The 20,887-nt window shown below is 44.7% G+C and carries 17 protein-coding genes; 6 read left to right on the forward strand and 11 right to left on the reverse strand.

Features of this window, described 5'->3' with window-relative positions; translation table 11 throughout:
- Position 1: 1 nt before the first annotated feature.
- Positions 2-1,528, reverse strand: a complete 1,527-nt coding sequence (locus ACFPIK_RS16400; RefSeq protein WP_377917227.1) for an arylsulfatase — start codon at positions 1,526-1,528, stop codon at positions 2-4.
- Positions 1,529-1,676: 148 nt separating this feature from the next.
- A complete protein-coding gene (locus ACFPIK_RS16405; RefSeq protein WP_377917229.1) occupies positions 1,677-3,071 on the reverse strand; it encodes an alanine/glycine:cation symporter family protein in 1,395 nt (464 codons plus the stop codon).
- 457 nt (positions 3,072-3,528) lie between these two features.
- Here ACFPIK_RS16405 and ACFPIK_RS16410 point away from each other — a divergent pair, with 457 nt between their 5' ends.
- From ACFPIK_RS16410 to ACFPIK_RS16430, 5 genes are read left to right on the forward strand one after another with little or no spacing between them, the layout of a single operon-like run.
- Positions 3,529-6,060 carry a TonB-dependent siderophore receptor gene (locus ACFPIK_RS16410; protein WP_377917231.1) on the forward strand — a complete coding sequence of 844 codons (2,532 nt, stop codon included), beginning with the start codon at positions 3,529-3,531 and terminating at the stop codon, positions 6,058-6,060.
- Between the two features lie 7 nt (positions 6,061-6,067).
- Positions 6,068-7,519 carry an ABC transporter permease gene (locus ACFPIK_RS16415; RefSeq protein ID WP_377917235.1) on the forward strand — a complete coding sequence of 484 codons (1,452 nt, stop codon included), beginning with the start codon at positions 6,068-6,070 and terminating at the stop codon, positions 7,517-7,519.
- A 1-nt stretch (position 7,520) separates the two neighbouring features.
- Complete coding sequence (locus tag ACFPIK_RS16420) at positions 7,521-8,894, forward strand: ABC transporter permease (protein WP_377917237.1); 1,374 nt, start codon at positions 7,521-7,523, stop codon at positions 8,892-8,894.
- Positions 8,891-9,586 carry an ABC transporter ATP-binding protein gene (locus ACFPIK_RS16425; protein WP_377917239.1) on the forward strand — a complete coding sequence of 232 codons (696 nt, stop codon included), beginning with the start codon at positions 8,891-8,893 and terminating at the stop codon, positions 9,584-9,586. Before ACFPIK_RS16420 ends, ACFPIK_RS16425 begins: the two co-directional genes overlap by 4 nt.
- Positions 9,583-10,305, forward strand: coding sequence for a M15 family metallopeptidase (locus ACFPIK_RS16430; protein ID WP_377917241.1), 723 nt, complete (start codon positions 9,583-9,585; stop codon positions 10,303-10,305). Before ACFPIK_RS16425 ends, ACFPIK_RS16430 begins: the two co-directional genes overlap by 4 nt.
- Before the next feature lie 260 nt (positions 10,306-10,565).
- On the opposite strand, the gene ACFPIK_RS16435 is transcribed toward ACFPIK_RS16430, so the two are convergent.
- From ACFPIK_RS16435 to ACFPIK_RS16455, 5 genes are all read right to left on the reverse strand, one after another.
- Positions 10,566-11,462: a sugar phosphate isomerase/epimerase family protein gene (locus ACFPIK_RS16435; protein ID WP_377917243.1), complete on the reverse strand. Its 897-nt coding sequence runs from the start codon at positions 11,460-11,462 to the stop codon at positions 10,566-10,568.
- Between the two features lie 105 nt (positions 11,463-11,567).
- Positions 11,568-12,812, reverse strand: coding sequence for a hypothetical protein (locus tag ACFPIK_RS16440; protein ID WP_377917245.1), 1,245 nt, complete (start codon positions 12,810-12,812; stop codon positions 11,568-11,570).
- Between the two features lie 30 nt (positions 12,813-12,842).
- On the reverse strand, positions 12,843-13,166 hold the full coding sequence (locus ACFPIK_RS16445) for a hypothetical protein (protein ID WP_377917247.1): 324 nt from the start codon (positions 13,164-13,166) through the stop codon (positions 12,843-12,845).
- A gap of 53 nt (positions 13,167-13,219) precedes the next feature.
- Entirely contained in the window at positions 13,220-13,513 is a 294-nt protein-coding gene (locus ACFPIK_RS16450; RefSeq protein ID WP_377917249.1) for a winged helix-turn-helix domain-containing protein, read from the reverse strand.
- Position 13,514: 1 nt separating this feature from the next.
- Entirely contained in the window at positions 13,515-14,129 is a 615-nt protein-coding gene (locus tag ACFPIK_RS16455) for a hypothetical protein (protein ID WP_377917251.1), read from the reverse strand.
- A 130-nt stretch (positions 14,130-14,259) separates the two neighbouring features.
- On the opposite strand from ACFPIK_RS16455, the gene ACFPIK_RS16460 reads away from it, so the two are divergent.
- Positions 14,260-15,951, forward strand: a complete 1,692-nt coding sequence (locus ACFPIK_RS16460; protein WP_377917253.1) for a GMC oxidoreductase — start codon at positions 14,260-14,262, stop codon at positions 15,949-15,951.
- A gap of 67 nt (positions 15,952-16,018) precedes the next feature.
- Here the strand turns inward: ACFPIK_RS16460 and ACFPIK_RS16465 are convergent, their stop codons facing one another.
- The 4 genes from ACFPIK_RS16465 to ACFPIK_RS16480 form a co-directional block, all read right to left on the reverse strand.
- The gene (locus ACFPIK_RS16465) at positions 16,019-17,176 is read right to left on the reverse strand and encodes an alpha/beta hydrolase (RefSeq protein ID WP_377917255.1); all 1,158 of its coding nucleotides are present in this window, start codon (positions 17,174-17,176) and stop codon (positions 16,019-16,021) included.
- Between the two features lie 19 nt (positions 17,177-17,195).
- Positions 17,196-18,389: an esterase gene (locus ACFPIK_RS16470; RefSeq protein WP_377917257.1), complete on the reverse strand. Its 1,194-nt coding sequence runs from the start codon at positions 18,387-18,389 to the stop codon at positions 17,196-17,198.
- A 512-nt stretch (positions 18,390-18,901) separates the two neighbouring features.
- A complete protein-coding gene (locus ACFPIK_RS16475) occupies positions 18,902-19,960 on the reverse strand; it encodes a hypothetical protein (RefSeq protein WP_377917259.1) in 1,059 nt (352 codons plus the stop codon).
- Positions 19,953-20,582: an ABC transporter ATP-binding protein gene (locus tag ACFPIK_RS16480; RefSeq protein WP_377917261.1), complete on the reverse strand. Its 630-nt coding sequence runs from the start codon at positions 20,580-20,582 to the stop codon at positions 19,953-19,955. The genes ACFPIK_RS16475 and ACFPIK_RS16480 overlap by 8 nt, the downstream gene beginning before the upstream one ends.
- Between the last annotated feature and the right edge of the window lie 305 nt (positions 20,583-20,887).

Raw genomic sequence — 20,887 nt, forward strand, 5'->3', positions numbered from 1 at the left:
GTTAATTTGTGCTTACTTGATTTTTCCAAGCTTGGAATAACTTGTCCATTTCAGTCACCAGTTGAGGTAATTTCTCCGCCAAGTTTTCTGTTTCAAAGGGATCAGAGGCTAGGTCATAGAGCTCCCAAGGACTGTTTTTACCATGAGCGACCAGTTTCCAATCCCCTTTCCTAATAGCTCTTCCGACTGACCATTCCCAGAAAATTGGCTGCTGTCGTGCAGTTTTTTCCATTCTCAGGGCAGGTAACAAACTTTCTCCAGCTGCGGGTAAAACAGCTTTGCCCTTTACCATTTTCGGATAGGTTGCCCCTGCTAGTTCGGCTAGGGTTGGCATGATATCAATGAGGTGAGCTGGGAAAGGATTAATCTCATTTCGATGGCCTAATCCGGAAGGCCAGGAGATAATCAAGGGGGTTTTGATGCCTCCTTCATAGGAGTAATTTTTAAAAAATCGGAGAGGGGTGTTCCCCACATTGGCCCAGTCTTCCCCAAGGGAAGTCCATTGGCCTACAGAACCTATTTTTCCATTTCCCGGCAGGGTAACCACTTCTCCCGAGGCACCATTGTCCGCCAAAAAGATGAAAACCGTTTGTTCTAATTTTCCTTGCTCTCGAAGCTTTTGAATAATTTCTCCTATTTTTTGATCCATCCGATCGATCATGGCGGCATAGACTTCCATTTTTTGAGCTTCGATTTTCTTTAGAGAATCCGAAAGAGAGACCCAAGGAACGTGGGTAGGTTTGGTTAGGATAGCATTTTCAGGGATCAACTTTAGCGATTTTTGTTTCTCAAATCGACGCTGTCGGATGACTTCATAGCCTTCGGAATACTTGCCTTTGTATTTGGCGATGTCTTCCGGCCAAGCCATCAAGGGGTCGTGGGGAGCGGTGTAGGCCAGGTATAGGAAAAAGGGATTTTTTTCCTCCTGATACTCGTCTAGCCACTTCAGTGCATACTTGGTAAAATAGTCTGTGGAGTAATAATCTGAGGGTGGACTATAGGGCTGCATTAGAGTTCGGTCATCGTAGAAGGGCCTGTCTGGTCGTTTTTGGGCAGGCTGAGGTTCGTTTTCCCGTTTCGGGCCTGGATTGAAGTGATTGGAAGCTCCTTCCATAAGACCGTAGTAACGGTCAAAGCCACGATCCATAGGATGATCGGCACCGTGGTGCTTTCCTGCCCAAAGGGTGCGATAACCTGCCGATTTCAATACTTCGCCCAGGGTAGCGGCATTTTTCAGAGGTTGCTGATACGTGGCTTCGTAGCCCACCTGCTGGGCATAGAGCCCTGTCATCAGGGCTGCTCGGGAAGGATTGCATTTGGAGGTATTGTACATCTGGGTAAATCGAACTCCGTTTGTGGCCAACCAATCGAGGTTAGGTGTTTCCACTTCACTTCCATACGCACCGATATCGGACCAGCCTAGGTCATCGGCAAAAATCAGGACAATGTTTGGCCTGGAAGGAGGGTCTTTTTCTTGGGGTGAAAATGAAAAAGCATTCATCAAAAGCGCTAGGAGATACAGAGCCATGGAGCAAGTGGTTTTGTCAAAAGTTAAGAATTTGACTTCAATGCGCTGTCCTTTACTGAATTGAATGTCTTTAAAAAAGGAAGTTAGTCCTTCAGAAATAAAAAAAGCGGGAAAAAATCCCGCCTTCAGTCCAATGGATACTTTTTATTTAAATGTCTTTGTAGTCATAAACTGGATCTTTCCCGGCTTTCTTTTGTGCTTGGTAATCTTTGAGTGCTTTTAAGGCCGGCTTACGGAGCAATAGAATCGCTATCACATTGAGCCAAGCCATCAAGCCAACGCCAATATCACCTAGTGTCCAAGCGAGCTCGGCGGTGCGGCTAGACCCATAAAATGTCGCACCCAAAATCAAAAACCTCAGCAAATACACACTCCATTTTCTTGTTCCTGATTTTTGGAGAAAGCTTAAGTTGGTCTCTGCGATATAGTAGTATGCCATGATCGTAGTAAAGGCAAAAAACATCAAGGCAAAAGCCACAAATCCAGCACCGATCGAAGGGAAATGGGTAGAAATAGCCATTTGGGTGAACTCAGGGCCGATGCTCACACCAGGAATATTTTCCACAATAAATCCACCTTCGGGATTGACCACGTTGTATTGTCCTGTAAAAAGAATCATAAATGCAGTGGCTGTGCAGACAAATAAGGTGTCGATGTAAACGGAAAAAGCCTGTACCAATCCTTGCTTGGCGGGATGACTTACCTCAGCTGCTGCTGCTGCATGCGGTGCGGTACCCTGACCTGCTTCATTGGAGTAGATTCCTCTTTTGATTCCCCAAGAAATAGCCAAACCAAAGACTCCGGAATAAGCAGCTTCCAAATTGAAGGCTGAAGTGACGATCAGAGAAATTACCTCTGGGATTTTTTCATAATTCAAAATCATGATGATCTGTGCCAAGAGAATATAGCCGAGTGCCATGAATGGAACTACAAACTCCGCCACTTTACCGATGCGCTTGACCCCTCCAAAAATGATCATCGCCAGGAATACGATGACCACCCCTCCAGTGACCTCCACTGGCACTTGAAACGCGCTTTTCATACTCAAAGCGATGCTATTGCTCTGTACGCCGGGTAGTAAAACCGCCATACTCAAGATCGTTACTACTGCAAAAAGGGAAGCATACCATTTGATCCCCAGTCCTTTTTCAATGTAAAAAGCAGGCCCACCTCGGTATTGGCCATCTTTTACTTCCTTGTAGATCTGTCCCAAGGTGGCCTCGATGTAAGCTGAGGCAGAACCAAGAAACGCAATCGCCCACATCCAAAAAACTGATCCGGGGCCTCCCATGGCAATAGCTGTAGCTACTCCGGCAATATTTCCCGTGCCAATTCGTCCCGAAAGTGCCAAGGCAAAAGCCTGAAAAGAAGATACGCCTTGCTCGGATGATTTGCCTTTGAAGAGAAGCTTGACCATATCTCCGAAGTATCGGACTTGGACAAATTTGGTAACAAATGAAAAGTAAATTCCTGCTCCTAGGCAGAGCAAAATCAACGCATTGCTCCAAATGAGCCCGTTGAGTGAGTTAATAATTTCTTCCATGAATTAAGGAAAGGATAGCTGATAGTTGTTTCAAAATTAGGTGGCTAAAGATAGGGGCTTCTTTTGAAGTATTTGGACGAATTGCGGTTTTTTAGGGTCCTTGGAAAAGCACTGGATGGAAAAAATGAGTTCAAAGCCTTGAATCGTGTTCCAATTACTTGTTTCCTGCCTGCTTAGTGGTCTTCACGATGGCAAGAATGGGCTTAGGATAAGAATTTAAACAGGGGATTTGTCTCTCAAATATTGTGGGATTTATTTCCTCGGCTGTGACCCCTTTGTTTTTTTAATAAGTTTTTATGCAACATTGTTTCAGTATTAATTTTTTGATATTCTTGCAACAAAATTGCGCAAGTATGTTGCATAAATAAATGAAAAAATGGCGGTTTATTTATTCCATTTCTTAGCCAAGGTCAAAAATCTGTTTTCCAGTAATCCCACCAAACAATCCAACCACTCTATGAAAACAATCCGATTATTTTTCAATCTTTCCTATTATAAGAATCTGATTTTCTTGATGTTTATTCTCTGTTTCACAGGAAATGTTTTTGGGCAAAATCAATTTTCAGGTTACCTCAAAGACTCCAAAGGTCTCCCTGTCATCAACATGAATGTTCGGCTGGTTTCAGATGCCGAATCGCGGATCGAAATCACGGATTTAGATGGGAAGTTTACCTTTTCAAATCTTCTTTCTGAAAGGTACAAGCTGGTGATTTCATCTATGAGCTACCAGACGTATGAGCAAGAAGTAAATGTCGGTACATTGGAGAAGCCACTGAATATTCTACTGACTTCTTCTGCGCTCAACCTCCAAGAAGTCGAAGTAGTCGGTCGTGCCAGACAAGATTACACCAGTGAGTACAGTTTTTCAGCAACCAAAATTGCTATTCCAAATAAGGAACTTCCTCAATCTATGGGGACAGTTACCAAGGAATTGATCCGTGACAGGCAGGCATTCCAACTGGCCGATGCGGTAAAAATCGTCAGTGGCGTGACTCCTTCCAGTTTTTACAACCAATATGCCATCCGAGGTATCAGCCAAAATGAAGAAGGACAAATCATCAATGGGTTACGAACTCGTCAGTTTTATTTTCTTCAGCCCTTGACGACTCACATAGAGCGAGTGGAGGTATTAAAAGGCCCGGCATCGGTCACTTTTGCCAGTACAGATCCGGGAGGAAGCATCAATATGGTGACCAAAAAGCCGCTTTCGGAAGATCGCAAAGAAATCAGCCTCAGTGCAGGTAGTTTCCGTACGATGAGAGGTACGCTTGATTTTACAGGTCCGCTTAATTCCTCCAAAACCCTTCTTTACCGATTGAATGCTGCTTACCAAGAGGCGGGTTCTTTCAGAGATTATGTGAGGAATAATTCGGTGTTGGTCGCCCCTTCGTTTACCTACCTGCCAACAGACAAAACTTCGATCAATACCGAATTGATTTACAGTTCAATGAATGGCAACCTGGATAGAGGACAGCCCATTTTTGGGGCTGTGCCGGGACAAACCAACCTCAACAGCACCCCAATCAGCTTGAATCTTGTAGCGGCAAATGATTTTTTCAAGTCCAATGAACTGATCTGGACTGCCAATCTCAATCATAAATTCTCGCAGAAAGTCAGCTTTAATGCGGTGTACATGAAGCAAACCTGGCAGGAAGATCTGCAGGAGCATCGTACGACCAACGCTTTTGCAAGGGATATTACCGGTCAGCCGGTCAATAGCTTGGTGATGATGCAGTTTGTCCAAAGACAGCAGCTTTGGAACATTGACAACCTAAATGCGTACTTCAACTTCAATTTTGACTTGGGAGAGACTTCTCACAAACTGGTGGTCGGCTATGACTTGCACTCTTGGAACAAGCTGAAGGGTGGAGGACAAAATGCAGCCAGAGGTTTTCTCCTGCGCGATGGAAGCGTGTCCAATACCTTCAATCCAGCCAACGCGGCTAATTTTCAGACCATCACCATCGATGGTAAAGTACTCCCTCGGCCAAATGTCAATTACTTCAATCTGACGAATCCAAGCACTACTTTGCCTACCATCCAGGATTACCGATTCAACTCCAGAGTTGCTGTTCCCTCGGCTTTGACCACTTCTTCCGCGATTTACCTTCAGGAGCAGCTTAAGTGGGGAAAGTTTTCTGCCTTGGTCAGCTTAAGAAATGAATGGTTTGAGGATATCACCAACTATGATACGCCAAATGAGAAATCATTTACCAATGTGGTCCTTCTGCCGAGACTGGGTCTGACCTATGAGGTGAGTAAATCAGTCAATGTGTATGCTACTTACCTTGAAGGAATGCAGCCACAGTCCAACACCGTGACCTTGATGCCAAGCACGGGAGCCTTCTTCTGGGCAGCTGAATCGGCCGCCCGATTCAAGCCGTTGATCAGCGATCTGAAGGAGGTCGGGATGAAAGCTGAATTGTTTGAAGGTAAAATTTTGATCAACTCCGCTATCTATGAAATCAATCAGGAAAACATTCTGATGAATGCCAACCTACCTGCTTTCCCGGATTCATTGGTTCAGCGAGGTGCTGACCGAAGTCGCGGATTTGAGGTGGATGCAACGGGTTATTTACTACCAAACTGGCAGATTACAGCATCCTATAGCTTCATAGACGCGAAGATCGTCTCTGATTTTAACGAAGACCTGATAGGTCAGCGAAAAGAAAACACACCAAGAAACAGCGGGAATGTTTGGACGAGATACAATTTTGGGGAAGTGTCCAAGCTGAGAAATCTAGGTGTCGGACTTGGTGTTCAGGCACAAAGGAGCCGGATTCCATGGTTTACTCGTGATTTTGAAGTTCCTGGTTTCGTGTTAGTAGATGCGGCAGTGTATTATGCCCCAACTAAAAGCAATCTGCAATTGGCGCTTAACGTGAATAATCTGGCCAATAAAACCTACTGGCTTGGAGCTCAAAACTTCACTCGTTTGTTCCCTGGTGCGCCGCGAAACTTCATGTTAACTGCGACATATAAATTCTGAGGTAGGCATGAGCAGAAGAGAGAAAATAGTCCTACTTGCCGCACAGGTCTTGAAAAATACTTTGGCACAGCCCAGTGCCAAGGTATTGATCTTGGCAACCAATGTTTTGTTGATTACGGTTCTTTTGGTGGGGTTTTTTAATCTCACGGAGCATTTCGATCAAACCCATGCATTGGGAAGTGAGGTACGTGAACAATGGGAAAACAGTCCCGATAAGCATCCCCACCGGATGGCTCATTATGGGTACCTAGTGTTTCGTGAAAAATTTCCCCTTGCCTTCTTCGATTATGGGCTGGATAGTTATTTGGGCAATGTCATCTTTCTGGAGGCCCACAAGCAGAATACGGTAAATTTTTCAGAAGCCAACCTTTCCAATGGGCTGTTGAGGTTTGGAGAGCTTTCTGCAGGGATGGTATTGCAGGTGCTTGTCCCTTTGTTGATCTTTTTTTGGGGATATGATCTGATTTCGAGAGATCGGGAACAGGGTACCTTGAAAATCCTATTTACCCAGGGCGTTACGGGTTTGGAACTGGTTTGGGGAAGGGTATTGGGGCTGTTTCTAGTCAGTCTTTCTCTGATTGGAATTCCGGTACTTTTGGGTTTTGCTTTGCTTTTTTTTCATCCTGAGACCGAACTGATCGGGCAGTCTTTTTTGCAGTATTTTGTGTTGATTTTTGGGTATCTGATCTATTTTCTGATTCTCTGCCTAATCGCGGCAGGGGTATCTTCCAAGAGCCAATCTTCAAAAGCTTCCCTGATTTCACTCATTGGATGTTGGCTCATGTTCACCTTAATCATCCCCAAGGTTGCCCAGGTAGTAGGTCAGGCTGTCTATCCGACACCTTCCAAAATCGAGTTTGATACAGCAGTGGAAGAAGAGTTGATCCGACAAGGAGACAGTCATAATCCCAATGATCCGCATTATGCCGCTCTGAAAGATTCCCTCCTGAGAGCCTATGGGGTCGATTCTACCAAGCAATTGCCTTTCAATTACAGTGGGTACGTGATGAGAGAGGGAGAAAGGCTAAGTACCCAGACCTTTTTAAATCATCAAAAAAATCTGGTTGATCAGTATAAAAGCCAACACCAAGTCATAGGGCTTGCTTCTTGGTTAGATCCTTTTTTGGCGATCAAAAAGCTATCCATGGGGTTTTCAGGCACCGATTACGAAATGTATTTGAGTTTTCAGGATCAAGCAGAGGCGTACAGGTATCAGTTGGCTCAAACCATGAATGAACTACAGATCGAGCTCATCAGCAACCGGGTTAATAATTCCTCAGATCCGGCGGCCAGGTTGAGCAGTGACTATTGGGAGCAGTTTCCTGATTTTCATCCCCGGTTTCTTTCAGCCGATGAAGTCAGTGCCAATCAACTTGACACATTGCTAGTGCTGGTGCTTTGGATGGCTTTGCTGGCCGTCTTTATTTCCTATTTATCCAATCGAATCAACGTTTTTTGAAATGATCAGGTACCTTTTGAAAAATTTCATCAGATCAAAAATCCATCCTATTGGCTTGATCCTACTGCTGATCTCAGGGTTAATCAGTCTGGAGATCGGAGCTAGATTTTTGAATCGAACAGCCCAAGTTTCTGAAAAAACCGCCATTCATCAGCAGGAAAACATCCAGAGAAATGTCTCTTATTTCTCCAGTGGAATGGGTGATTTGATGTATTACCTCAAGTTTGGATTGGAAAATGAAGCTCCGAGACTTGCAGGTCTTTCTATCGGACAGCGGGATGTCTATCCTTCGTTACAAAGCCTGACAGTCCGAAATTTGGAAGAGCAGCGTTATGCGACGGATTTGATGAATCCTTTGTTTCAGCTATTGGGAAATATGGATTTTAGCTTCGTGTTGATTTACCTCTTTCCACTGGTGATCGTTGCCTTTGGGTTTAATCTCATTTCTGAGGAAAAGGAAGGAGGAACCTGGAGCCTTATCCGAAGCCAAGCCTCTTCACCTATCCACTTTTTAAGGCAAAAATTAGGCATCCGACTGGGAAGTATCCTGCTGGTTTTGTTTATTCTTTTGGGGGTAGGGAAGATTTATCTGGATATACCCGTAGACCTGCCTTTCTTGGTCTTTGGGGTGGTCTCGGTGCTGTATGTTCTGTTTTGGTTTGCACTTACTTGGTTGGTTGTAAGTTTTCAGTTGAATTCAAGCCAAAATGCACAAGTGCTACTCAGCCTTTGGGTGTTGCTTAACTTATTGCTGCCGGCCGGAATCAATATCCTCCAGCGTTGGCTTTTTCCCGTACCCGAGGCCATGACTACGGTGATTCAAAACCGTGAAGGTTACCATACACAATGGGACAAGCCAAAAGAACCTACGCTGGAAAAATTTTATGCCAAGTACCCCGAGTACCAGACATTTGTGCATCCCAAAGAGGCAGATTTTAGTTGGCTCTGGTACTTTGCCATGCAGCAGGCGGGAGATGAGGAAGCGAAAAGTGAGGTGGAGAACCTCAAAAGTAAACTTTCCAAAAGACAAGAGCTTGCTAAACAGCTCGGTTGGATGATCCCATCTGTGCATACCCAGCTTTCCATGAATTCCCTTAGCCTTTCGGACTTGGGTAATTACTTGCATTATCTCGCAGCATTGGAAGGATTTCATGAGAAATTGAAAGGCTATTTCTTTCCTAAGATTTTCTCCAATTCTCCTGTGCTGGAAGAAAATTGGGGCAGGTTTGAATTGGAAAAATTCAGGGATGCTCCAAGTATCAATTGGATTCAAATCCTAGCCCCTTTTGCATGTACTTATTTGGTTTTACTACTTTGGGCGACCTCCAATTTTAGGAAATCAGGCCTCCTTTCATATCAAAAAAAATCATCATGATAGAAGCAAAAAAACTCACCAAGTCTTACGGAGATAATTTAGCCCTGAATAACCTCAATATCCATATTGGAAAAGGGGAGGTATTTGCCCTGTTGGGACAAAATGGAGCTGGAAAAACAACTACAATCAACTGTTTTTTGGGATTTGTGTCACCTACTTCCGGAGATGCTTTGATCGATGGGATCTCTGTCAACAGCCATCCTCATGAATCAAAAAAAGCACTTGCTTACATTCCAGAGACGGTCATGTTGTATCCCCATCTCACAGGCGTTGAAAACCTGGCCTTCTTCTCGTCTTTGGCAGGATGGAAATACCCTGAGGATGAACTGAGGGCACTTCTCTTGAAATCCGGACTGCAAGAGGCAGCACATGCTCAGCGAGTTGGGAGTTATTCAAAAGGAATGAGACAAAAAGTTGGGATAGCCATTGCTTTGGCTAAACAAGCCAAAGCACTCTTCCTCGATGAACCCACGAGCGGGCTCGATCCCAAAGCTTCCAATGAGTTTTCGGAGCTCTTAAAAGAGCTTTCAACAGAAGGAACTGCTATTCTGATGGCCACACATGATATTTTTAGAGCCAGAGAAGTAGCTCACCGAGTTGGGATTATGAAGGAAGGTCAATTGGTCAGTCAATTGTCTGCAACCGACCTTTCGGCCAACGAACTGGAAAAACTGTACCTGAAAACGATATGATCCGAGTCCTGAGTTTCCTTTTGATTTTACTTTCATCAGGAAAAGCATTCGCTCAAACTTCCAATCCGTATGGATTGCCCTTACAGCAATCCATAGAAGATTATCGGAAGTCCGTAGCCCTAGATAGCAACAAAAGGATGGTCCTGATAGCTGATTTTGTTCCAGATGTCCTATTGGACATCAAGTATGCGGGCAAAGAAAATGTGTTTTATACTCAGCTGTATCCCAGGCCTATTGCGTTGACAAGATTGCCGGCTGCTAAAGCACTTGCCAATGCGCAAAAGGAATTCAATGAAAATGGAGTCGGATTGAAGATTTATGACGGATACCGACCCTATTCGATTACCGTTCAGATGTATGAAATGTTGCCAGATACAGTTTATATGGGGCTTCCGTGGCAGGGAAGTAAGCACAACCGGGGCATCGCTTTGGATCTTACCTTGGTGGAGTTGAAAACAGGAGGGGAACTCAGAATGCCCACCCCATTTGATGCCTTGGTGTATGCCGCTCATCCCGAGTTTAAAAAACTGCCTGAGGAGGTGATCAGAAATAGGGAACTTCTCAAATCAGTGATGAAAAAGCATGGGTTTTCTGTGGATCCTGTAGAGTGGTGGCATTACAATTATGTTGACACCAGCCGAACGTTTGAACTGATGGATATTCCTATAGATTTGATGGAACGGGAGGTGTTGAATAGCAAGTCTCAAAAAAAGGAATGACAATCGATTTGCGAGCCTATCACTTTCAAATTGGAGAGCGTAGTAATAAGGAAAGCCGGCAATTGGGTTGCCGGCTTTCGTGTTTATAGTCTTTCTGATTATCCGCTTTTCTACCATTGACCAAATAAGACAAGGTTTGAAGTCCTGTTAGATGTGCGGTGGACTATCTTCCGTGGTCAGTCGAAGAATATCCGCGATCTTTAGAACCGATGACTTGGCTAGTGGTAAGATTGCGGATATTCAAAATAGTCTTTTAGATTTTACTCAAATCCAAACTTCTTCAAACCTTCGTGGCTGATTTTGATGGCTTCCATCGGATCAAGTCCAAAAGTGTTGTCCTGCTCGACGAGGTAGAGTTCCATGCCCGATTGTGCTTTGGCGGCCAGGATTTTAGCAAAATCGATCTTGCCTGTTCCTACCGGAGCAAAGTTGCCCACGGAGTCCATGTCTTTCACGTGCCAAGCTTTGAATCGACCCGGGTATTTTTCAAAGTATGCAAGTGGACTTGCTTCCGCTTTGGTCACCCAGTAGAGATCCATTTGAAAGTTGACCCATTCCGGATTGCACTTTTCAAGAAGGATTTCTTCGATCACTGTACCATCGGCCATCGGCTTAAATTCAAAGTCATGGTTGTGGTAAAGGAGCTTGATGCCCGCATTGAAGCATTTTTCTCCCAACGTATTCATGATAGTTACAAGTTCGTCAGCGGTGCCTTTCATCCCCAAGGTGCGTGTAGCCGGATCAAAGGTAAACATGCCCATTGGAGGTACTGGGATCACAAAGTAAGAGATGCCTGCAGCCTTCACATCAGCGATGAGTTGATCTGCATTTTCCATTGTCACCATACCCATATGCGCACTGATGGCAGTCAGTCCGAGAGAATCCAAATAGGCTTTAAACTCAGTAGGAGCCATGCCGTAAAACTTGCCGTCTTCGTAGTTCGCAGCTTCCACATAGGCATAGCCTGCGTCAGCAACTTTTTGAAGGGTAGCTTTCGGATTGACTGCCATGGAATCTCGCACGGTGTATAAGGCAAGGCCACCCAATCGGGCGGGAGCGACTTCCGTTTCGGTTACTTCCTCTGATTTTGGGCCACATGACGTGAAGCCAAGGATCAAAGCCAATAATAGGGTAAGGCTGAGATTGATTTTTTTCATAAGTGGGTAAGATTTTGATCTTGAAAGATACCGATTTCCTCAAAAAGAAGGATGCTTCTATTAATTATTGTCTCAATTAGGAGAAAATAGGTTGGGTTGACCATTTTAAGCAAATCCAAAGATCAAAGGAAAAAGAAACACTACGATCAAGCTCCAAATCAGGTAGATCGGTAAATAGCGTACCACTACCAAAGCGACATCCGCAAAAGATTTTTGGCTGTAAATGGTTTTGAATAACCTAAAGGCAACCATCACCAGATGAACCAGCATCAAAAGATTTACACCAAGTACTGCCAGTCGGTTTGGGGTAATTCCCCATTCTGAAATCCGAAATCCGATGGCTGATAAAGCAACCAGATTCACCAGAATGGTAACTCCTGAAAGTAAAGTCAATATCCATTTGGTGGCTTTAGAAGTTTGTTCCTTGGAAGCCTCTGTCACAGAAAAGAAAATCAAGGCCATCACACCGATGAGGAGAAGGTTGAAAATCAATAAAAATTCACGGTCGTTGTAAGGGTCTTTGCCCCCTAGTAGGATGGCTCCCAAATACACGATAAGCATGATCAAGACCAAAGGGCTAAAGATTTTGGCAATGATAGGAGGAATTTTATTGACCAACTGGGGATTGGTCTGGGTCAGGTGGGTGGCAATCAATGGAGCGGCCACCAAGCCAAACACGCCGATATTTTGAAAGTAAAACTCCTCGATCTTCAAACCGATCAAGCCAAAAAGACCTACTGTCAATCCGGAAAGCAGTAACCCTGATAATCCCAAAATGCCTCCCATGAGGATAGCATCAGCATTGAATTCGAGATAGGCTAATCTTTTGGATAGATTTTTCAAGCTTGCATCAGAGAAAATAAATCCTAGCATTCCCCAAAGCAAGAGCGGTAAATGGATGCAAGCCAGGACCAAAGTGTCGCTTGTATTGGCATTGGGCAGGAGATTAATATAAAGCAAAGAGATCAGTGCGATTCCAATCGGAAGCCCAAGGTCTTTGAGGGCAAGGTTTTTACTTCGGATAAAATAGGCTCCCACAAAAGGGAAAACCAGAAACCCCAGGTTTCGGGGATAAAAGAATTCCTCGTCCAAGCTAAAAAAGGACGGGATTTTGGCTAAAAACCAAGCCAAGACCGCGGAGATTACAATAAACTTCCAATCGGAGGCCTTCCCCCATTGGACGGATTCAGATTCGTAATTCAGTCGAGCATACCAAAAATCAGCACTTCCTTTTCCTTGGATTTGGGCATACACCGCATGGAAGCTTGCTTTGAATTCGGACTTGTTTTTCCGGTAAAGTTTTTCCAACTCGACCGGCTGCTCGAGATGGGATAGGATTTGATCTTTCATAGAAAATGGGATTTGAAGTGAGTTTCAGATTTAGTTCCAGTGACCGGTTATTGCAAATGCCATCACCGAACTCATCCACAAGGCAACGAAGTAGAGCAAGGTGCTGAAGATTACGGCGATCAGTTTTTGATTTCCTTTGGGAAACCAATGGAATCCCATCAGGTAAAAGAATGCTCCGCCTGCAGCTCCTCCTGACGGAATGATCAGAAGTGGGAAATACATCCAAGATTCGAAGACATCTTCTTTGGTAAGAATGATAAAGGAAAGTAAGGCAAACGGAATGCTCCCGCCGAGAATAGCCGGAAGTAGGAGGTCTTTCAGCTGAAATTTTGAGGATTTTTCAGAGTGATTCATGGTTTTGTTTATTTGAAAGTACTTTGTAATTCAAAGTGAATGAGTAAATTTTTTTAGGGTTTGTTTTGCTTGATCAAATTTTCGAGAAAGTTCAAGTGATCTTGAAAGGCTTTTTTGCCTGCTATGGTGGAGGAATAGTTGGTCAAAGGCTTTCGTCCTGTGAAAGATTTCTCCACCTGAATGTATTCGGCGTTTTCCAAGTAGCGCAGGTGCGAGGCAAGGTTGCCGTCAGTGACATCCAAGAGTTCTTTGAAGGAATTGAAGTCAAACCGATCATTGACCATGAGGATGGACATGATGCGGAGCCTGACCACATTTTCGAAAGCCTTATCGTAGATTCCCTCCACCTTATCTATCGTATCTGTAATACATCATGGATCCGTAGATCACATGCAAAATTCCAAAGCCTAAGGCCCAGCAAAGAAGCCCAAATTGAGGAAAGAACGCGGCAATGACTCCCAAAACTAACTGCCCGATCCCTAGATTTTTGATCTCTCCCAAGGTGAAATGAGACGCATTGATCAATCCCAATCCATAGAAAATCAAGGTAGCTGGAGCGATTAGCTGATAGGCATTTTCATGAATTAAGGCGAAGGAAAACAAGCCTCCTGATACGACAGGGATAAACAACGCGAAGAGGAATCGTTTGCTTGCGGGCGTCCAAAACTGCTCTGATTTCTTTTGGCTTTTGCTTTGACTTAGTAGGTAAGCCGATCCAATTGCCAACACCAAAACGGTCATCGCTACACCAAGAAGGCTGATTCGAAGATCCTGGGTACTCATCGGTTCAGTACCTGTACCGTATGAAGTGCTTGGAAAATAGATCCAGTACCACGCGATACCTGCACCGATGAAGGCATAGATCCCTGCCAATACACCTGCCAGTCCACTAAGTGACAGGAAGCGTGTGCTTCGCTCCATCATGGACTTAATTTCGGCTAACTCTTGCTCAGGTTTTTTCATTTCAAAAGTACTTTGTGTCGCAAAGTAAATGAAGATTTTAAATTCTATGCACAAAGAGATAGAAAATTTTAAGAATTTTTAGAATATCGAATTCCAATCCCTATTCGCTTAATTTCTCCTCTTCAATTTTATGCAAACCACCTTCGATGCCATCGTGATCGGTTCAGGAATCTCCGGAGGCTGGGCCGCCAAAGAACTTTGTGAGAAAGGCCTTAAAACGCTGGTTTTGGAGCGGGGCAGATCCGTGGTCCACAACCAAGACTATCCTACAGCCCATTTGAAACCATGGGAAGTGCCGCACCGGGGAAGGGTGACTCAGGAATATTTAAAGGAAAATCCGTTGATCAGTAAGGCCGCGGGGTTTGGAGAGGAGACCAAGCATTTTTTTATTCAGGACAAAGATCATCCTTATGTGCAGGAAAAGCCTTTTGACTGGATCAGAGGCTATCAAGTCGGTGGGAAATCGTTGACTTGGGGACGGGCTACACAGCGCTGGAGTGCGCATGAATTCAAAGCTCCGGAAGTGCAGGGCTATGGAATGAACTGGCCGATTGGGTATGAAGAAGTAGCTCCTTGGTATTCCCATGTAGAAAAATTTATCGGTGTCTGCGGTTCCAAAGATGGAATTGAAGCCATGCCTGATGGGGAATTCATGAAGCCTTTTCCGTTCAATTGTGCGGAGGAATATATCAGTCAAAAAATCCGGGAAAACTATCCCGATCGGCATTTGGTTCATGCCCGATGGGCTCACTTGACTGATCCTCAGGAAATTCACCTACAACAAGGCCGAGGACAATGTCAGGCCAGAAATATGTGCATGAGGGGCTGTCCGTTTGGAGGATATTTCAGTTCGGTTTCCTCCACCTTGCCCTGGGCAGAGCGAACGGGTAATTTGACTATCAGACCGCATTCGGTGGTTCATTCGGTGATATATGATGAAGAAAGCGGCAAAGCTTCCGGCGTGAAAATCATCGATGCGGAGACGAAGGAAATCCATGAATTCAAAGCCCGAATTATTTTTCTGAATGCCTCCGCACTCAATTCTGTTTCGGTTTTGCTCAATTCCAAATCCAACCGCTTTCCCAATGGACTAGGAAATGACCACGGTCTTTTGGGTCGCTATGTAGCTTTTCACAATTACCGAGGATGGGTTTCCGGTGAGTTGGATCAGTTTCAGGACAAGTATTATTTCGGGCGAAATCCTACTGAACCCATCCTGGCCAATTTCCGGAATCTGGGAGGAAAAGATCCCAATCTGGATTTTGTCGGAGGCTACACCGTTTTCTCGGGCGCTTGGAGAGGTAGGGGAAAGGAAATGTCCAATCCGTCATTTGGCGCTGCGTTTAAAGAAGCACAATCAGAGCTAGGCAACTGGCACGTGTACATGTACATGCAGGGGGAAACCATTCCCAAGTTTGAAAATCATGTCCGTTTGAGCGAAACCGAAACTGATCCTTTTGGGATTCCCCAGTTGGTGGTATCGGTTGGTTACGATCAGAATGATGAAAACATGCTGAAGGATTTCCTCACTCAAGCTCAGGAAATGTTGCTAAAGGCTGGGGTAAAAAATATTGCAGCCAGAGATTCTGGGCAGGCCCCGGGATTGGATATTCATGAAATGGGAGGGGCCCGAATGGGTAGCTCGCCGGAAAACTCCATGCTAAACGAATGGAATCAGCTTCATGCCTGCAACAATGTCTTTGTCACTGATGGAGCGTGTATGACCAGTACAGGAAATCAAAGTCCATCTTTGCTTTATATGGCATTGACTGCACGGGCGGCCAATTTTGCAGCAGAGGAATTCAAAAAAGGTAGTCTATAAAAAAAGCGCAATCCAACTTGGACTGCGCTTTCGCACTACTTGGTTATAGGTATTTGGTTAAATTCATTTAGAACAGCATGGGAGCAAACATGGAAAGGTAGGTTCTCCAGTTGGCCCAAGTGTGGCCTCCTTCATTTTCGAAATAGTCGTGTTTGAAACCTGTTTTGTCCAAGACACTTAAGAGCCTCTTGTTGGAATCCATCACAAAATCCTCTTTGCCGCAGGCAACCCAGTATTTGTGAACTCCACTGGCTTTCAAAGCAGTGAATTTTTTCTCCATCTCTGCCATATCCGCATTGGCATCAAAAATCCCGCTGCTGAAAACGCCAATGTAGCCAAAGGTACCCGGATAAGTAATGGAAGCGGTAATTGTGTGACCTCCACCCATAGAAAGTCCGGCTAGGGCGCGGTGGTCTTTGTCAGCCTTGACACGGAAGTTTTTCTCGACGTAAGGCACGACGTCTTCCACCAAACTCTTTTCAAACTTGCCCTGAAACTGAGCGAAAGTCTCTCGGGTTGGGGTAGGGAGTCCGGGGATTTGACGAAGGGTGGATGTTTGCCAGGCGTTGCCATTGGTCATGACCACAATCATAGGTTTGGCCTTTCCGGATGCAATCAGGTTGTCCAAAATCAAGTTTGCTCGACCCAAAGAAGACCAGGCATCCTCGTCTCCTCCCGCTCCATGAAGAAGGTAAAGGACCGGATAGGATTCTTTGCCTGAATCATATCCCGGAGGAGTGTAGACGTACATTCTGCGGTTGGTTCCCAAAGTTGGGGAAGGATACCAAACTTGAGCAATGTTGCCATGCGGAGTGTCGTTGAGTTGGAAAACAGAAGAACCCTCTCCAGGCACCATCAGTAAACTGGCATATCGGGTACCGTCCCGCAAGGCATGTGGATTGGTGACATCGATCGCTGCCACTCCGTCGATGAAGAAATTGTAATGGTACATGGAGGAGGGCAGGGGATTAATGGTCACCGACCAAACACTCTGCTCTCCCTTGACGAGAGGGAGAGTTTCTCGAAATCCCATCCAGCTGCCGTTGAGTGTGACTTCGTTTGCTTTTTCCGACAGAATGCGAAACGTCACCGAATTGTCGGCATTGACTTCAGGAGATACCACCCGGGGCGCTGACATGGCGCTGATTTCCTGGGCTTTTACATGGTCTGAAACCCCCAAAAGGAGCAAAAGAGCCAAGCTTTTGAATAAATAGGAAAACTTCATAGGGTAAAGAGTTTATAGGTTATTGGAAAAGACGAGGGGCAAATTGGGTCAGATACACTCTCCAATTTCTCCAGATGTGTCCTCCTTCACTTTCCAAGTATTCATGTGGCATATTCTTGCCTTTCAGTTTTTCCAAGTATTCCTGATTGGCTTTGTATAGGAAATCCGTTTTACCAATTGCTATCCAATACAGTTTATAGCCATTGTCCATCTGTGCCTTCAGCGTTTGGTCAAAGTTGCTATACACTTTTCCGGTGGCGTCTTCTCTTGGCATAATGGCCGCAGAGAATAGACCCATGTAGTCAAAGGTATTGGGATGATATCTGGAAATGTGCAACGTATGAAATCCACCCATGGAAAGGCCCGCAATGGCTCGGTTTGCTTTGTTGGCCTTTACCCGATAGTTGCTCTCGATAAATTTGATGATGTCACCGAAAGCACCCTCATAGGTGCCATCCATGGTTTTTGGGATCATGAATTGGGGTTTGTAGAAGTTTTGATTTCCTTCTCCAGGGGCTGCATCCTGGATCACGTTTCCGTTTGGCTTCACCACGATCATGGGCTTGGCTTTACCTTGAGCGATCAGATTGTCCATGATTTGAGCAGTACGCCCAAGATTGATCCACGCCTCCTCGTCGCCACCTGCACCATGGAGGAGGTATAGGACTGGATAGGATTCGGAGGATTTTTCATATCCCGGAGGAGTGTAGATCGTGATTCTGCGATCCATGCCCAAACCCGGAGATTCGTACCATCTGCGGGTGACTGATCCGTGAGGAATGTCATTGGTTTTGAACAGGTCTGCATGTCCACCTCCGATGATGAAAATGTTGGTAGCTGAGGCCACATCACGAATCAGAAATGGATTGCTCGGATCGGTAGTTGAAAATCCATCGATGATGAAGGAGTAGTTGTAAAGCTCAGGATTCAGGGACTGAGTCTTCAATGACCAAACTCCCTTGTCATCTTTGGTCAGGGTAGCTTTGCCGGGTCCATCCATTTGGCCCATGGGGGTATCCATTTTTACAGATGGAAGAAAATCCCCAGTCACCTGCACCTCTTTGGCATTGGGTGCAAAGAGTCGGAAGGTGACCGAATTGTCAGCGTGGATTTCAGGCGAAATGATGTTTTGCGGTCTGAAAAGGGCTTCTTGCGCTTGTACTGAGAAGCTCAGCAAAAAAGCAAAGAGGATAATTTGAAAATGTTTGTTCATAGGTTTTGGTTCTATTGTCTCAAAGTGTGAAAATAGAAAAAGGGTTTGGAAAAGCAAAGGCAATTGCCACAAAGGGATACAATAGGATGCTGATTTCAAATTTGAATTTTCATCGCAGAGCCGTAGAAAAACTTTATGAGTTCAAATCCAAGAATGGTTCAAGTCTTTTGACCTGCCTTCCGGTAGGCAGGCTTGGACCTTCTTGTATGCAGTTTTTAGACTGGTCAGGTCAAAAAACTTCAATCAAAACCCAAAGTCTCAATCTTTGGTAGGAATAAGGAAGATTTTAGGGGAAGGGTTTTGAACCACATAGACGCATAGGTAACATAGTGATTGATTTACCTGCTATGCACCTCTAGGTGACTATGTGGTTTTTAATGAGTTCGAATAAACAACCCTCTAAGGGTTGCATGGCCGATTGGTTTAAGTCTTTTGACCTGCCTTCCGGTAGGCAGGCTTGGACCTTCTTGTATGCAGTCTTCAGACTGCTTCAAAAAGAAAAAAACAGCAGATTAATATCCAAAGGCTCTATTGGACTGATGGATAAAAAGGAATGAAACTCCAAATACAAATATCAACCAAGGCACACTAAAAATGATGGCTAAGAACAACCCGAAAAACATTCCCGCTGCCAAATTCGGGAAGCTTGAACTTTCCTTTTTTCTATAAACCAACAATTGCAAGGAGGAAATAAATACTAAAAGTAAAATTGCCAACACCAAGTTTTCTGGGTTTTCCGATGGAATTCCTTTCCAACCTAAGAAAAACATTTCCGGAATAATCAACAGGATCAAGCTTCCCATTTGGTAGGCCAGTTTGTTCTTCCAGGATAGTGGCAAGGCCAACGTCCAACTTTGTTGTGTGAGTTCTTTTTCCGATTTCTCAAAAATCAAGGGGAGTTGGACGTAGGCTACGCACAAAACGCCAAACTGAAGCCACCGCCAGTCATAACCTCCAGATTGGAAAGAATAGAAAAAACCATTGAGCAACAGGAGCCCGCCAGCCTTGGTCAGCAAAACCAAAATCGGTCTGTGTTGTCTTAGGGAAAGCAAGATCCAAGTAAATCTCGGAAAAGCCCACCGGAATGCGGGCCTTGTGACGAGGACCTCATTCAAGGGATGGTGAAGTGTTTGTCTGATTTTCCAATAGGTAAACCCCAGTAAAATCAAGGTGCTCATCCATAAATAAAGGCCAAGATCGAAGGCCTTTTGCTCCCAGGCAAAATAACTTAAGAATAGAAAATAGGTCAGGATGGGACTGTAGTTTGAAAGAATGATTTGGCTCCAAAACAGTCTGAGTTCCTTTTTGGGAAAGAGGCCAAGTTGATGAAAAACCAGGTAATCCATTCTCCTGAGAAGGTCCTGCTGAATTCGCAGATGAATCAAACTGAAGAAAAGAAGCAAAACAGGAACGATCCCAAAGGCAACAGGATTTTTAAACAGAAATCGACCCAAAAGCACGTGTTGCTTCGCTTCCATGAGTACACCTCCCACAAGCAAGATCACCGCCCAAAAGCCTAGCGTCTTTTGATAAAAGGGGCGAACAAATGTGAGGATGGCCACTTTATTCATGAGTGGCTAGTTTTCCCGAACGCATGTGCAGCACGCTCGTCAAAGGTAATAATTCGATGGGACCGGATTGGTGGGAGGTGGTCAGAAATCCAGTTCCTTCCTTGGCTCGTTGGCAGATCAGCCTGACGAGTTGCGCTTGGGTTTGGGCATCGATGGTGGTAAATGGCTCATCCAAAATGATCAATTCGGGCTGTCCCATAAACGCTAACAACAGGGCGGATTTTTTCAACATGCCCGAAGAGTAGCCGCCGATGGGAAAAGACAAGAAATCTTCCACCTCAAATACTGCCTTCAGTTCGGATATTTCCGCTACCGAAGCCTGTTTAGCTTTTGCTACAAAAGCAATTAAGTCGTGGAGGTTTAAAAACTCTGGGAAAGTCGGTTCTGCAGGCGCAAATCCGATTTTCCTTCGGTACTCCAACGGCTGATCAAAAAGGGAAACACCATTCAATTCTACCCTTCCATTTGCAGGATGAATACCCGCCAAGGCTTTGAGCAAAGTGGATTTTCCCGACCCATTTCCCCCCAAAATCAGGTGAATTCCTTGCGGTAGATCTAGCTGCGGGATGACTACTTCGAAACCTGAAGGGTATTTTTTTTCAAAACCGGAAAGGGAAAGCATCAGAGGATTTGGGTTCTTTGACTTGAAAATTAACAGGTTTCTGGTTTTGGCCTTCCATAGTAGCATAGGCTTTATCTTTTTTTAACCAAATCAAGTTTTTAACTCATTTAGAAGGATGGGTTCGCCTTCTGAAATGATGAAAAAAAATACCTGTCAGGTTTTCGAAACCTGACAGGTCCTGATGTTTGGCTCTTTACTAGTCGATGAAAAAAAGTAGGTCATAATTTGGAGTTATGGCCTTTTTTTATGGATATTGTATCTAGTTATTAGACTAGATATGGGTTATCCGACTAAAGTACAGCTCA

This window comes from Algoriphagus aquatilis, from assembly GCF_042657405.1.
Classification (GTDB): domain Bacteria; phylum Bacteroidota; class Bacteroidia; order Cytophagales; family Cyclobacteriaceae; genus Algoriphagus; species Algoriphagus aquatilis.

Excerpts from the sequence above, each read along its gene's own strand:
- ACFPIK_RS16470 (WP_377917257.1), bottom strand. The coding sequence starts at position 18,389 with ATGAACAAACATTTTCAAATTATCCTCTTTGCTTTTTTGCTGAGCTTC.
- ACFPIK_RS16440 (WP_377917245.1), bottom strand. The coding sequence starts at position 12,812 with ATGAAAGATCAAATCCTATCCCATCTCGAGCAGCCGGTCGAGTTGGAA.
- ACFPIK_RS16475 (WP_377917259.1), bottom strand. The coding sequence starts at position 19,960 with ATGAATAAAGTGGCCATCCTCACATTTGTTCGCCCCTTTTATCAAAAG.
- ACFPIK_RS16425 (WP_377917239.1), top strand. The coding sequence starts at position 8,891 with ATGATAGAAGCAAAAAAACTCACCAAGTCTTACGGAGATAATTTAGCC.
- ACFPIK_RS16460 (WP_377917253.1), top strand. The coding sequence starts at position 14,260 with ATGCAAACCACCTTCGATGCCATCGTGATCGGTTCAGGAATCTCCGGA.
- ACFPIK_RS16480 (WP_377917261.1), bottom strand. The coding sequence starts at position 20,582 with ATGCTTTCCCTTTCCGGTTTTGAAAAAAAATACCCTTCAGGTTTCGAA.
- ACFPIK_RS16420 (WP_377917237.1), top strand. The coding sequence starts at position 7,521 with ATGATCAGGTACCTTTTGAAAAATTTCATCAGATCAAAAATCCATCCT.
- ACFPIK_RS16455 (WP_377917251.1), bottom strand. The coding sequence starts at position 14,129 with ATGAAAAAACCTGAGCAAGAGTTAGCCGAAATTAAGTCCATGATGGAG.
- ACFPIK_RS16405 (WP_377917229.1), bottom strand. The coding sequence starts at position 3,071 with ATGGAAGAAATTATTAACTCACTCAACGGGCTCATTTGGAGCAATGCG.
- ACFPIK_RS16410 (WP_377917231.1), top strand. The coding sequence starts at position 3,529 with ATGAAAACAATCCGATTATTTTTCAATCTTTCCTATTATAAGAATCTG.
- ACFPIK_RS16430 (WP_377917241.1), top strand. The coding sequence starts at position 9,583 with ATGATCCGAGTCCTGAGTTTCCTTTTGATTTTACTTTCATCAGGAAAA.
- ACFPIK_RS16445 (WP_377917247.1), bottom strand. The coding sequence starts at position 13,166 with ATGAATCACTCTGAAAAATCCTCAAAATTTCAGCTGAAAGACCTCCTA.
- ACFPIK_RS16400 (WP_377917227.1), bottom strand. The coding sequence starts at position 1,528 with ATGGCTCTGTATCTCCTAGCGCTTTTGATGAATGCTTTTTCATTTTCA.
- ACFPIK_RS16435 (WP_377917243.1), bottom strand. The coding sequence starts at position 11,462 with ATGAAAAAAATCAATCTCAGCCTTACCCTATTATTGGCTTTGATCCTT.
- ACFPIK_RS16465 (WP_377917255.1), bottom strand. The coding sequence starts at position 17,176 with ATGAAGTTTTCCTATTTATTCAAAAGCTTGGCTCTTTTGCTCCTTTTG.
- ACFPIK_RS16415 (WP_377917235.1), top strand. The coding sequence starts at position 6,068 with ATGAGCAGAAGAGAGAAAATAGTCCTACTTGCCGCACAGGTCTTGAAA.